Here is a 14199-nt window from a genome sequence, read left to right on the forward strand (position 1 = left end):
ATTCAGTATATTTCCATTTTATTTGTATAGAGGTGATAATTTTGAGACTAAATGGACTTATGATGCCATTAAGACGTAGTGAAGAATTTAGAGAAATCTCAAAAAGTATTAAAGGAAATAATTTTCCTATAGGTATTTACGGAGTTTCTGAATCTGCAAAAAGCTATTTAATAAATGGAATTTATGAAGAAGTAAATAAAAAAATCCTTATAGTTACTCATAATGATGTAGAAGCAAAAAATATTTGTGAGGATTTAAGTTTTTATTTAAATGATGTGTATTATTTTCCAACTAGAGAAGTAGTTTTTTATAATATTGATGCTATTTCTGGAGATTTAAGATGGGAACGTCTTAAAATATTTAAAAAGATGTTAGAAGATGGCCCTAAAATAATAGTAGCATCTATAGAGTCACTATTAGCTGTGTATACTCCAGTAGATTTATTTAAGAATTATATATTTTCTTTAAAGGTAGGAGATATAGTAGATATTAGAGAATTAAGTGAAAAGCTTATTCAATGTGGTTATGAGAGAAGTGAAGCAGTTGAAACAAAAGGCCAATTTTCAATAAGGGGAGGAATATTAGATATTTTTCCTCCTATAGATGCCCTTCCTTATAGAATAGAATTTTTTGATGATGAAGTAGATTCTATTAGAACTTTTAATACGGATACTCAAAGAAGTATTGAAAAGATAAATGCTATAGAAATATTTCCAGCAAAAGAAATAATTATGACTAGTGAGAGTTTAAAGAAAGCTTATGATAACATTAGTGAAGACTTTAATAACTCACTTTTAAATTTTAATAAGAAGAAAGAAAAAGAAGCTATAGAGAGATTAAAATCCATAGTTAATAGTAATATTGAAGCACTTAAAGAGACTTGGAGTTTTGAAACTATAGATAGCTACATACCATATTTTTATGAAAATATTTCCACATTTTTTGATTATTTAAATGATAGTTTTATTATAGTAGATGATGTTCAAAGATGTAATGGTAAACTGGAGAGTGTTTACTTCGAGTTTAAAGAAAACTATGAAAATTTTTTGAGAAGAGGAAACATACTTCCAAGACAAGGAGAACTTTTAATTTCAAAGGAAGAAACTTTAGAACTACTAGAGAGCAAAAGAGTGTTAACCATAGATGCTATTGCTAAATCAACCAAAATATTAAAGCCAAGAACTATTTCTTCTTTTTCACAAATAACTATACATGATTATCATGGACAATTAGATTATTTAATTGATGACATTAAAGATAAAAAAGATAACAATTATAGGACAGTAATATTATCAGGAACAAGAACTAGGGGAGAACGACTAATAGATACGCTAAGGGATAGAGGTATTGAAGCAAGTTATAAAGACTTTATTGATAATATAGAACTTGGCCAAGTTGTTGTAACCTTTGGTAATTCATTAAAAGGATTTGAATATCCTGAGCTTAAAGTGTGTGTAATATCTGATAAGGAAGTATTTGGACAATCTAAAAGAAAAACAGGAAGAAAAGGAAATAAAAAAGGTGCAGGAAAGATTAAAAGCTTTACTGAGCTTAAATTAGGAGATTATGTAGTACATGCAAATCATGGTATAGGTGTATATAAAGGAATAAATCAGCTTGAAATACAAGGCCATAAAAAGGACTTTTTAGAACTTACTTATAACAATGGAGATACTTTATATGTTCCTGTAGAACAGCTAGATTTGGTGCAAAAATATATAGGTAGCGAGGGCAAATCACCTAAAGTAAATAAACTAGGTGGAAGTGAATGGATTAAAGCTAAAAATAAAGTTAAAAAATCTATAGAAGACATTGCAGAAGATTTAGTTAAGCTTTATGCTACTAGAGCACAAATTAAAGGTCATAAATATGGTATTGATACAATATGGCAAAAACAATTTGAAGATGAATTTCCTTATGATGAAACACCAGATCAATTGACAGCTATAGAGGAAATTAAAAAGGATATGGAAAGTAATAAACCTATGGACAGACTTTTATGTGGAGATGTTGGTTATGGAAAAACAGAAGTAGCCTTAAGGGCTGCTTTTAAATGTGTGATGGATGGAAAGCAGGTTGCATTTTTAGTTCCTACGACTATACTTGCAGAACAGCATTATAAGAATATGTTAAAAAGATATTCTGATTTTCCTTTAAAAGTTGATATGATAAGCAGATTTAGAACAGCTTCACAAACTAAGGCAATATTAAAATCTGTTAAGGAAGGAAATGTGGATATACTGGTAGGCACCCATAGGATACTACAAAAAGATGTTTCATTTAAGGACTTAGGGTTATTAATAGTAGATGAAGAACAAAGATTTGGAGTTACTCATAAAGAAAAGGTTAAGTCTATCAAGAAGAATATAGATGTTTTAACTTTAACTGCAACTCCTATTCCTAGAACATTGCATATGTCTTTGACAGGAGTAAGAGATATAAGTGTTATTGAAACTCCTCCAGAGGAAAGATATCCAGTTCAGACCTATGTAGTTGAATTTAATGATCAGCTTATTAGAGATGGTATAATGAGAGAATTAAATAGAGATGGCCAAGTATTTTTTGTGTATAACAGGGTTGAAACTATAAAAGAAATGGCAAGCTATCTAGGAAAACTTATACCTGAAGCTAGAATAGCGGTAGCTCATGGGCAAATGACTGAAAGAGAATTGGAAAAAATAATACTAGATTTTGTAGATTATAAATATGATATTTTAGTATGTACAACTATTATAGAGACAGGTATAGATATTCAAAACACTAATACTATGATAATCTATGATGCAGATAAAATGGGCTTATCTCAGCTATATCAATTAAGAGGTAGAGTAGGTAGGACTAATAGGATAGCATATGCTTATTTTACTTATATGAAGGATAAAATTTTAACAGAGGTAGCAGAAAAACGTCTTAAAGCCATTAAAGATTTTACTGAATTAGGTTCAGGTTTTAAAATTGCTATGAGAGATTTAGAAATAAGAGGTGCAGGAAATATTATGGGTTCTGCACAACATGGACATATGGCTACTGTAGGATATGACTTATATTGTAGAATGCTTGAAGATATGATAAAACTTATTAAAGGTGACATTGAAAAAGAACCTATTGAAACTACTGTTGAAATTAAAATTGATGCTTATATTCCAAGCAGCTATGTGAAGGATGAAACGCAAAAAATTGAGGTTTACAAAAAGATTGCGTCTATCGACTCTTATGAATATATGATGGAATTACAAGATGAAATAGAAGATAGATTTTCTGATATACCACCTACTGTTTATAATTTGATGAATATTGCTTACTTAAGAAGTATGGCAAAGGAAATAGGCATTATTGAGATTAAAGAAGTTAAAAATGAAATATTAATCACTTTTGAAAGTAAACAAAATATTAGCAAAGATTTAATTACTGGACTATTAGATAATTATATAAGCAAAATAACTTTTAAAATGGCAGAAGTACCGGTTATTGCTTATAAGATAAAGGAAACTAAGAAAGAAGAGCTTCTTGATAATTTAATTAATCTAACTAAGTATATGAAAGAATTTAATGGCAAAACTAATAATAAATAATTCTTTAATTCATTTTAGGTTAATTTCAATAATTTACTATAAACTTTCAATAATTAGGAGTTTATGATAAAATTATTTTTGAATGTCACAAAGATGAAATATTATCCTATTAAAATAGGACTGTATTACAAAAGCTATATTTTAAAATGTTATTAATTTTAGATTTGTTTAATTTTATAAGTTTATAGAATTAAATAATTAACGGTTTAGAAGTAGGAGCACTATTTATGAACTAGAATATAAATTTTAATTATTTGAACTTTTATATAGTTTAAAATATAGCTATTAAAAAAAATAGAACGGGGGATTTAAAGTGAAGAACATAAAAAAATTAATAGTAGCATCCCTAGTGGCTGTGATGGCAACTTCTTTAGTTGGATGTAGTTTAATTGAAAAAACTCCAGAAGGTATCGCAAAATCAAAGGTTGCAAAATATAGTAATAAGAAAATAACAAGGGCCGAACTTGATGAAAGAATGGGACCGGTTATAACTTATATCAAAAAGATGCAAGGTGAAACTTTTGATACGACTGAAGAAGGCAAGAGCATGTTAAAAGAACAGAGAATTAACATGTTAAATAGAATGATTGGAGAAGGAATTCTAGAAGAGAAAGCTGTTGAGCTTAAAGTGATGCCAAATGATGATGAGGTTAAAAAATATATAGATCAGGAATATAAGACAATAAAAGATGCTTTTGAAAGTGAAGAAAAATTTAAAGAGGGATTAGAACAATCTGGTGAAACTGAAGAAAGTATAAAAGCAAATATAAAAAATCAACTTATATATAATAAAGTTTTTGAAGAAGTAGTTAAAGATGTTAAGGTAACTGATGAAGATGCTAAAACTCATTATGATTCTAATATGACCTATTATACTGAAAAGCCAAATAAAATTAACGTAGCTCACATTGTAGTTGAAGATGAAAAAGATGCTAATGATATAATTAAAAGATTAGATGCTGGTGAAGATTTTGCAAAGCTTGCAAAGGAAAAAGGAACAGATGGAACTAAAGATAAAGGTGGAGAGTTAGGCTGGATAGATTATAATGATACAGGCTATGATAAAACTTTTATGCAGTTTGCAATTGCTCTACAAAAAGGAGCTTATACAAAAGCGCCAGTTAAAACTCAATTTGGCTATCATGTAATAAAATGTATAGACAAGGAAGAGTATCCAGTTAAGAAATTTGATACTGTAAAAGAAGACATTAAAAAGAGTTTACTAGATGAGAAGAAAAATACACAATGGAATGAAACAGCTAACAAATGGCAAGAAGAAGCTAAAATTAAAATTTATGAAGATAATTTAAAATAATTTAAAACATGTGAAAAGACAGCAAGTCTTCAACATAAAAGGAGTTATGATTTAAATCATAGCTCCTTTTATGTTGAGTATTTTTAGAAATAGGTAAAAGAATAAATTCAAAAAATAGAGTAAAATATGGTAAACCGTTTATAATTTATAGCCTTAAATTAAGGAAGATATTAATAAAAGTTAAATTTTTTGAAAATAAAATATGAATTTTTAACAACGAATAATTTATAATTATACATCTATTATAAAAACTTATAAATTTTTAAATTCAGAATTACCATTAAGATTATAGAATCTTCATTTTAATGGAATTTGGGAATCTATGATTTTGTACAAAAAATAGTTAAAATTTTATTGATTATTTTGAGAATCACTAAAAATTTTATATTATAAGCTATAAATTTTAAAAGGTATCTTTGTTCAAATTTTGTTATAAATTAATCTTTATGCAAATGTGTATAAAATTTCAAATTTAGAAGGATAATAATAGCACAAGTACATAATTAAAGTTATTTGAGGAGGAATTAATGTATGAAGGCAACCGGTATAGTAAGACGTATAGATGATTTAGGTCGTGTAGTAATTCCAAAAGAAATTAGAAGAACTCTTAGAATTAGAGAGGGAGATCCACTAGAGATATTTACTGATAGAGAAGGTGGAGTAATACTTAAAAAATACTCTCCAATTGAAGAGTTAAGTGAATTCTCTAAGGAATATGCAGAGGCACTTCAACAGACAATTGGACATATTGTAGTTGTGGCTGATAAAGATAGTATAATATCTGTTAGTGGTGGCCCTAAAAAGGACTATATAGATAAAAAAGTTAGTATGCAACTCGAAAAAATAATGGAAGGTCGTAGATCGGTTATATCTGGAACAGGGGCAGAGAAGGTTATACCATTATATGAAGATGAAGATGAGACTGTTTATAGTTCTCAAGTTGTTAGCCCTATAGTAGCAGAAGGAGATGCTATTGGAGCTGTTATAATACTTTCTAAAGAGGAAAATGTAAAATTTGGGGATTTAGAATTAAAACTAGCTGAAACAGCATCTGCTTTCTTAGGAAAGCAAATGGAGCAATAATGGCAGGATTCTGCCATTATTTTTTATTTTTTGCTTTCCATTATTCTACTACCATCTATACTATTAACAAATATATTCTTTTTAATCACATTTACGAAATTTTAATAAATATTTTGTTCTTTATAAATGAAATTATAAATTTTAGAAATTATTAAAGTGAGTATAATCCATCATGAAACTTAAATATAGATAAATTACCTTAAGAATTAATGTATAACTGAATATATCTACATTTTAAAATATTTCAATTCGCAACTTTAATCAATAGGCAATTGAGAATTATGGTTGAAATTAGTTTTGATTAAACTAATTTCTTTAACTATTTTTTTATTAGTAATACAACTGCTAGTTTTCCACTTTTCCACCTCATGGGAACTTAATCAATGGAGAATTGAAAGTGGAAAATTGACAATTGTGGTGGAAATTAATTCTTACAAATTAATTTCTTCAAATAGATTTTTCAATAAAAGTGACTGCGTCACTTTGAAAAGAAATAGATTTAGAACTTCTCTTATAAAAGAGAAGTATCAATAATTCTCAATTGTATAAGGGTTACCCTAAGGTGGAGTATAGTTTGGAACAAGACTAATAAATTTAACTAGTACTATAGATATACTACAGCTACTAGTTTTTTTATAAGAAGTTACTACATCATTTTAAAAATAAATCAATTCTAAATTTCTCAGCTTCTGCTGGGAAATATCCACAATTGTGAATTTAATAGTTTTAATTATAATATTAAAAAGCACCAATTATTCTCATATATATGTTAATTTTAGAACTGGTATATATATTTCATTAACCCCCTATTAAAAAGTTATTAATATGATTACAATAAAAAGATTTTCAATAATTAAAAATGTATAATCTAAAATTAATAAAAAAATATATTCTATACAAGTAATAATGCTATAAAAATCGCAATAAGTATTAAAATAAAAAGGTTTTTTAGGGGGATTATATGAAAAAACATTCATTAATAAAAGGTACAATGATTTTGGGTATTGCTGGAATTTTTGCTAGATTTTTAGGTTTGTTTTTTAGAATACCAATTCAGACACTTATAGGTGATGAAGGTATGGGATATTATCAAATGTCATATCCTTTATACATGACATTTGTAGCATTAGCGTCAGGAGTGCCTATTGCAATGTCTAAAATAATTTCAGAATTAAATGCGAAAAATGATTTTTATAGTATTAGAAAAGTGTTAAAGGACACTCTTTTAGTTATGCTACCTATAGGATTTTTGGCTTCTTTTCTTATGATTTTCTTTTCGAAATCGATAATTCAAGGATTAAAATGGCATGAGAACTCATATATGTCTTTTATAATAATTTCTGTTGCTCCTATATTTGTATGCATTATGTGTACTTTTAGAGGTTTTTTTCAAGGGCTTCAAAATATGACATATACAGGAGTATCTCAGATAATTGAACAAATAGGCAGAGTTGGTGCAGGTGTATTATTTGCATATTTATTACTACCTAAAGGAATAGAATTTGCGGCAGGGGGAGCGGCTTTAGGTACAGTTGTAGGTGGTATATTAGGCAGTATATATTTAATCATAATCTACTATAGAAAGAGCAAATTTATGTATAAAGTTAAAAATATCGAGAGTAAGAGTATGATTTCAGAAATAGGAAAAGCAGCATTACCTATTTCATTAGGAGCAGCAGTAGGTACAGTAATGTCACTAATAGATTCTATAATAGTTCCTGAGAGAATGTTAAAAGCAGGTTTTTCTGTATCAGAAAGTGCGGTTTTATATGGTCAATTAACAGGAAAGGCAGTAACTCTTTCAAATGTACCTTTAGCACTTTCAGTGGCATTATGTGCATCTTTAGTACCTATTATTTCTGAGGCTTATAGTACAAATAGAACCTTTGAGTTAAATAGAAGAATAGAAATGGCTTTTAAACTATCCTTTGTTATTGCATTACCTTGTACAGCTGGATTATATTCTTTAGCAGCACCAATAATGCACTTAGTATTTATGAAAGATGTAGGTGGTTATAATATATTAAGACTAGTAGCTACTACAATACCTTTCATAGTAATAACACAGACTACTACAGCGTTATTACAAAGCGTAGGAGACTATTTAAAGCCTGTTTATAACCTTGCTATAGGTTGCATAGTAAAAGTAATAATAAGTTACTTGTTGATTCCTATGACCGTTATAAATATATATGGTGCAGTTATAGGGACATTATGTGGCTATATAGTTACGGTAATCTTAAATATGTTTCAAATTAAGAAAATATTTTCTGTTAAGCTAAGTTTATATGAAATTTTATTAAAGCCAGCAATAGCATCATTAATTATGATAATTGCAGTTGTGTTTACGTATAATAATGTCTATAATTATACAATAAGTAATGGAATATCGTGCTTATTAGCTATATTTGTAGGAGCATTAATATATACAATATTAATTATAGTACTTAAGATATTTACTGTAGAAGATATCAGAGGAAAGATTGTAAAGAACTAATTATATAAAAATGAGAAGAGTAGGGAGTGTGAAGCGAATGATTAAAATAGTAGGCTTAGGACCAGGTGCTAAGGAAGCACTTACAATTGGAACACTAGAACTTTTAAAAAGTGATTGTAAGGTACTGTTTAGAACAGAAAAACATCCAAATGTTGAGTATTTAAAATCTCTAGGAGTAACATTTGAAAGCTATGATTACATGTATGAAAAATTTGATAGCTTTGATGATGTTTACAATTCTATAGCTGAGGATATAATAGAAGAATATAGTCAGTGTAATAATATAGTTTATGCGGTACCAGGACATCCACTAGTAGCTGAAAAATCAGTTACGCTACTTATAAAATATTGTGATGAGAAGAATATTCCATATGAAATAATTCCAGCAGTAAGTTTTATAGATGCTGTTATGGAAACTTTAAAATTAGATCCTATTGATGGAATAAAAATAATAGATGCATTTGATATTAAGAATCAAATATTAGATAAAAGAGCAGGACTTATAATAACTCAAGTTTATAATCAACTTATAGCTTCAGAAACAAAATTATCACTACTTGAATATTATAATGATGAAACGGAAATATATTTTATAAGAGCAGCAGGAGTTAAGGAAATAGAAAATGTTAGAAAGATAAAGCTTTTCGAGCTTGATAGACAACAGGATATAGACTATCTAACTTCAATTTATATTCCAAAAAATTTAGAAGAAACCAAAGATTTTTTTGACTTACTTAAGGTGATGGAAACTTTAAGAGGGGAAGAGGGATGTCCGTGGGATTTAGAACAAACTCATAAATCACTAAAGAGAAATTTAGTTGAAGAATGTTATGAGGTTTTAGAAGCAATTGATGAAGGAGATGATTTTAAGCTTACAGAAGAACTAGGAGATGTATTATTTCAAATAGTTTTTCATGCACAACTAGGTAAAGAAGAAGGATATTTTAACATAAATGATATAGTTAAAATTATAACAGAAAAAATGATAAGACGTCATCCTCATATTTTTGGGGATATTAAAATTAATAATACTAGCGAAGTTTTAGATAGTTGGGATAAAATTAAGAAAAAAGAAAATGATTTTAAAACTTATACTGAAGAATTGAAGCATATACCTAAAAATTTACCTGCACTTTTAAGAGCAGATAAGGTTCAAGCTAAAGCTGCAAAGGTAGGTTTTGACTGGAAAGATCCTAAACCAGCTATGGAAAAAGTGCTAGAAGAATTAAATGAAATTAAAGATGTATATAATGGTAAAAATGAGGCAAAAATACTAGAAGAAGTAGGAGATTTAATATTTGCTTCAGTAAATGTTGCAAGACTTCTTGACATAGACCCAGAAATTGCATTAAATTATACTATAGATAAATTTATTAAGCGTTTTAAGTTTATAGAAGATTCTGCTCAAATTAAAGGAGTGGATCTCATGACTATGACGCTTGATGAAATGGATCAGTTATGGAATGAAGCAAAGAAGAAATAATTTATTACTTTTATGTTAAAACTATAATTGATTAGAAGGAATTTAAAAAACATTGAAGAATATGCTATCTTATATTCAAGATATCTAATAGAATTTATGAATGTAGAAGCGTTTTTAAAAGATTAAGGAGGTACAATAGTGAATAAATCAGAATTAATCACAAGCATGGCTGAGAAATCAGGTTTAACTAAAAAGGAAACAGAGGTTGCTTTAAAAGCGTTCATAGAGAGCGTTGAAGAAGCTCTAGGAAAGGGAGAAAAAGTTCAATTAGTTGGATTTGGAACTTTCGAAACTAGAGAAAGAGCTGCTAGAATGGGAAGAAATCCAAGAACTAAAGAAGAAATAGAAATTCCTGCTTCAAAAGCACCCGTTTTCAAAGCAGGAAAAGAATTTAAAGACATAGTTAATAAATAGTCTTATTTTACTTATTAAAAAGCCTGGATTTATTCTAGGTTTTTTTTATTAAAGACATCTTCAAAAATAGCTAACTAGTATTTAAGTATATGTTATGTCATACTTTACTATAAGATTACAAAGATAGTCTCACTATTTTTAAGAGTCAGCTATTTATGTGATATAAAATATCCTCAGAATATTTGAATAGTTATTTTGTTTGAGATGATAATAGTGTATTACAAATCATTTAAGGTTATAATTATATTTGAATAATAAAGTTTATATAATATTTTAAAGAATTTAATTATTTTGGAATTATTTATAGTTATAAATTTAAAAGTATAAATTTGAATAAAATATATTTGGGGTGATGGCTATGAGACTTGATAAGTATTTAAAGGTGTCAAGGATAATTAAGAGAAGAACAGTTGCAAAAGAAGTTTGTGAAAGTGGTAGGGTTTCAATAAATGGTAAAGTTGCTAAGGCAGGAACGGTAGTAAAAGAAGGCGATATCATTGAAATTCAATTTGCAACTCAAGTATTAACAGCAAAAATAGTGAATATAGCAAATCATGTAACTAAAGAAAATGCTAAAACTATGTATGAAATAATATCAGGGGAAGAAGATAAGGAATAATTACTTCTTCTTAAATTGCTTTTCTTTGCATATATTTTTCTTAAAGAAATATTATTTATTAGGAATACTTTTAATATATGCAAGGAGGGTTTTATGGATAACAAAGAAACCAAGATAGAAGATAGAAAAAGTTATTTAACTTTAGATTCAAGGAAAAAGATGGCAATTGACGGAGTTGAGGAAATTGTAAGCTTTAATGATGAACAAATCCTTTTAAATACAGTTCTTGGTTCTATGGATATAAGAGGAGAAAATTTAAAAATGAATAAACTAGATGTACAAAATGGAGATGTAATGATAAGTGGAAAAATAAGTTATATTGTATATACCAGTGATGAAAAAAAATCTAGAAAGGGAAAAGGCATTCTTTCAAGGCTTTTTAGGTAAGTATCATGCTGTTTACAATGGAACAACAAATAATATTATTTGCATTTAGTTTATTGAGTGGAGTTTTAATAGGCGTTCTCTTTGATATTTATAGAATTATAAGAGGATTTGAAGATGTTGGTGCGATTATAACTATAATTCAAGATGTTTTATTTTGGATTGCTACAGGATTTATTGTGTTTATATTTATGATGTACACAAGCTATGCATATATGAGCTTTAATGTTTTTGTATATGTAAGTATAGGATTATTTGTATATATTAAACTAATTAGTAAGATATTTATAAACGTACTTCACAACGTATTATTGGCTATTGGAAAGGTATTAAGAGTAATATTTAATACATTGTCTTATCCTGTAAGATTTTGTTTATACAAAATAATAAGAAAAAGTTAAAAATTAATGTAAAATACCTTGAACAAATGAACAATTCAAATTAAAATATACTTATGAGTTTAACATGAGTAGTTATATTTTAATATAATAACTATTGAATAATAAGTTGTTATACTCATTCTATGTGGAGGGTGAGTTGTATAATGAAAAATAGAAAAATCAAAAACTTATTATTATCTCTATTAATTGTTTATGTTTCTTATATTTTCATAAATCAGCAGAAGATAATGCATAGACAAAAGGTTGAATTTGAAACCTACACTGTGGAGTTAGAAAAAGTGCAAGAAGAAAACAAAAAATTACAGGATGAAGTGCAGTTATCAAAGACTGATAAGTATATTGAGAAACTTGCAAGAGAAAAATTAGGACTTATTAAAGAGGGTGAAACTCCTGTAATCAATAACAGTGTAAAAGAAGATAAGTGATCTGTGTTATGTTTAACATAACTTGATATATAACATAATAATTAAAACATTATTTAAGGAGGAATCTTTTTAATATGACCTTAAAGGCTGGAAGTATTGTAGAAGGTAAAGTGGTTAATATCACTAATTTTGGTGCTTTTGTTGAAGTGGAAGGAAAAACAGGACTTGTTCACATTTCAGAAGTATCAGACGTCTTTGTAAAAGACGTAAGAGATCATCTAAAAGAAGAAGACGTTGTTAAGGTGAAGGTTATTTCAGTTGATGACAACGGAAAAATGAGCTTATCTATAAAACAAGCAGGAGTGCCAAAAAAATCAGTAAAACCTGTGGAAATAGACTGGGAAAAAGAGAAAGGAAAAACTGGTGGCTCTTCATTTGAAGATAGAATGTCTAAGTTCCTAAAAGACAGTGAAGAAAGATTTCAGGATTTAAAAAGACACCAAGATAATAAAGGACGCGGATATAGTAGAAAAAGTTCAAATTATTAATATAAATTTAGAGAGTGCTAAATTTTTGGCACTCTTTTAATTATATTAGTGGTCTAATATAGTTAAGTTTTAATAAAACTGCAAAAATATATAAGTTTATTATAAAAAAAAGTGTTGACAATATATAGACCTTAAACTATAATAAATATTGTCGCTGAAAGATGCGCACAATAATGTATAACCTGCTGAAGTGGCGGAACAGGCAGACGCACAGGACTTAAAATCCTGCGGTGGTTAAACACCGTACCGGTTCGATTCCGGTCTTCAGCACCAAATATCGCGGGGTGGAGCAGCTGGTAGCTCGTCGGGCTCATAACCCGAAGGTCGTAGGTTCAAGTCCTATCCCCGCAACCAACATGGCGGAATAGCTCAGCTGGCTAGAGCATTCGGTTCATACCCGAAGTGTCGTAGGTTCAAGTCCTATTTCCGCTACCATAACCTTATAATTAATTTAAGGTTAAAATATTTTATATTACATATACTATAGTCAGAAATGCTGAAGTGGCGGAACAGGCAGACGCACAGGACTTAAAATCCTGCGGTGGTTAAACACCGTACCGGTTCGATTCCGGTCTTCAGCACCAATATCGCGGGGTGGAGCAGCTGGTAGCTCGTCGGGCTCATAACCCGAAGGTCGTAGGTTCAAGTCCTGCCCCCGCAACCATTAATTTATGGATGACAAGAGTTTAGCACTATGTAAAGTCAGTTTAAATTAAATAACCTGCTGAAGTGGCGGAACAGGCAGACGCACAGGACTTAAAATCCTGCGGTGGTTAAACACCGTACCGGTTCGATTCCGGTCTTCAGCACCAATATCGCGGGGTGGAGCAGCTGGTAGCTCGTCGGGCTCATAACCCGAAGGTCGTAGGTTCAAGTCCTGCCCCCGCAACCATTAATTTATGGATGGCAAGAGTTAAGTATTATATAAGGTCAATTTAAATTAAATAATCTGCTGAAGTGGCGGAACGGGTAGATGGACAGGATTTAAAATCCTGCGGTGGTTAAACACCGTACCAATTCGATTCCAATTTTCAGCACCAAAATATCGCGGGGTGGAGCAGCTGGTAGCTCGTCGGGCTCATAACCCGAAGGTCGTAGGTTCAAGTCCTGCCCCCGCAACCATTAATTTATGGATGGCAAGAGTTAAGTATTATATAAGGTCAATTTAAATTAAATAATCTGCTGAAGTGGCGGAACGGGTAGATGGACAGGATTTAAAATCCTGCGGTGGTTAAACACCGTACCAATTCGATTCCAATTTTCAGCACCAAAATATCGCGGGGTGGAGCAGCTGGTAGCTCGTCGGGCTCATAACCCGAAGGTCGTAGGTTCAAGTCCTGCCCCCGCAACCAACATGGCGGAATAGCTCAGCTGGCTAGAGCATTCGGTTCATACCCGGAGTGTCGTAGGTTCAAGTCCTATTTCCGCTACCATAAAGGCTTACAACTTAGTTGTAAGCTTTTTTATTATGTGAAAAACTAAATATAATAATTGATTATTATATTTATTAGTAATACT

11 protein-coding genes and 10 tRNA genes are annotated in these 14199 nt (G+C 29.5%); all 21 read left to right on the forward strand.

All coding sequences use genetic code 11. The annotated features are described in order from the left end of the window. Positions 1-41 precede the first annotated feature (41 nt). The 21 genes from mfd to ACWPW7_RS04645 all read left to right on the forward strand — a co-directional run bounded on the left by mfd (position 42) and on the right by ACWPW7_RS04645 (position 14114). Complete coding sequence (mfd, locus tag ACWPW7_RS04545) at positions 42-3572, forward strand: transcription-repair coupling factor (RefSeq protein WP_454052565.1); 3531 nt, start codon at positions 42-44, stop codon at positions 3570-3572. Positions 3573-3885: 313 nt separating this feature from the next. Next, the gene (locus tag ACWPW7_RS04550; protein ID WP_291564769.1) at positions 3886-4887 is read left to right on the forward strand and encodes a peptidylprolyl isomerase; all 1002 of its coding nucleotides are present in this window, start codon (positions 3886-3888) and stop codon (positions 4885-4887) included. Between the two features lie 531 nt (positions 4888-5418). Next, entirely contained in the window at positions 5419-5970 is a 552-nt protein-coding gene (spoVT, locus tag ACWPW7_RS04555) for a stage V sporulation protein T (protein WP_454052566.1), read from the forward strand. 961 nt (positions 5971-6931) lie between these two features. Continuing rightward, positions 6932-8467, forward strand: a complete 1536-nt coding sequence (locus ACWPW7_RS04560) for a putative polysaccharide biosynthesis protein (protein WP_454052567.1) — start codon at positions 6932-6934, stop codon at positions 8465-8467. Between the two features lie 37 nt (positions 8468-8504). Next, positions 8505-9950, forward strand: coding sequence for a bifunctional methyltransferase/pyrophosphohydrolase YabN (locus tag ACWPW7_RS04565; RefSeq protein ID WP_291564775.1), 1446 nt, complete (start codon positions 8505-8507; stop codon positions 9948-9950). A 138-nt stretch (positions 9951-10088) separates the two neighbouring features. Beyond that, positions 10089-10364, forward strand: coding sequence for an HU family DNA-binding protein (locus ACWPW7_RS04570; RefSeq protein ID WP_291564777.1), 276 nt, complete (start codon positions 10089-10091; stop codon positions 10362-10364). Between the two features lie 358 nt (positions 10365-10722). After that, a complete protein-coding gene (locus ACWPW7_RS04575) occupies positions 10723-10983 on the forward strand; it encodes an RNA-binding S4 domain-containing protein (protein ID WP_291578817.1) in 261 nt (86 codons plus the stop codon). 93 nt (positions 10984-11076) lie between these two features. Further along, a complete protein-coding gene (gene yabP / locus ACWPW7_RS04580; RefSeq protein WP_291564779.1) occupies positions 11077-11370 on the forward strand; it encodes a sporulation protein YabP in 294 nt (97 codons plus the stop codon). Positions 11371-11387: 17 nt separating this feature from the next. Further along, complete coding sequence (gene yabQ, locus ACWPW7_RS04585; RefSeq protein ID WP_454052568.1) at positions 11388-11768, forward strand: spore cortex biosynthesis protein YabQ; 381 nt, start codon at positions 11388-11390, stop codon at positions 11766-11768. Positions 11769-11911: 143 nt separating this feature from the next. Beyond that, positions 11912-12193 carry an FtsB family cell division protein gene (locus tag ACWPW7_RS04590; protein ID WP_291564783.1) on the forward strand — a complete coding sequence of 94 codons (282 nt, stop codon included), beginning with the start codon at positions 11912-11914 and terminating at the stop codon, positions 12191-12193. A gap of 74 nt (positions 12194-12267) precedes the next feature. Further along, positions 12268-12681, forward strand: coding sequence for a S1 domain-containing RNA-binding protein (locus ACWPW7_RS04595; RefSeq protein ID WP_039634389.1), 414 nt, complete (start codon positions 12268-12270; stop codon positions 12679-12681). Positions 12682-12865: 184 nt separating this feature from the next. Continuing rightward, positions 12866-12954, forward strand: a tRNA-Leu gene (locus ACWPW7_RS04600). Between the two features lie 5 nt (positions 12955-12959). Next, a tRNA-Met gene (locus tag ACWPW7_RS04605) sits at positions 12960-13035 on the forward strand. A gap of 4 nt (positions 13036-13039) precedes the next feature. After that, positions 13040-13116, forward strand: a tRNA-Met gene (locus ACWPW7_RS04610). Between the two features lie 60 nt (positions 13117-13176). Further along, positions 13177-13265: transfer RNA gene (locus tag ACWPW7_RS04615), tRNA-Leu, on the forward strand. Between the two features lie 4 nt (positions 13266-13269). Next, a tRNA-Met gene (locus tag ACWPW7_RS04620) sits at positions 13270-13345 on the forward strand. A 59-nt stretch (positions 13346-13404) separates the two neighbouring features. Further along, positions 13405-13493: transfer RNA gene (locus tag ACWPW7_RS04625), tRNA-Leu, on the forward strand. A gap of 4 nt (positions 13494-13497) precedes the next feature. Beyond that, positions 13498-13573: transfer RNA gene (locus ACWPW7_RS04630), tRNA-Met, on the forward strand. Between the two features lie 154 nt (positions 13574-13727). Next, positions 13728-13803, forward strand: a tRNA-Met gene (locus ACWPW7_RS04635). Between the two features lie 154 nt (positions 13804-13957). Continuing rightward, positions 13958-14033, forward strand: a tRNA-Met gene (locus tag ACWPW7_RS04640). A gap of 4 nt (positions 14034-14037) precedes the next feature. After that, positions 14038-14114, forward strand: a tRNA-Met gene (locus ACWPW7_RS04645). Positions 14115-14199: the final 85 nt, after the last annotated feature.

It is taken from the genome of Clostridium sp. Marseille-Q7071, assembly GCF_965112025.1.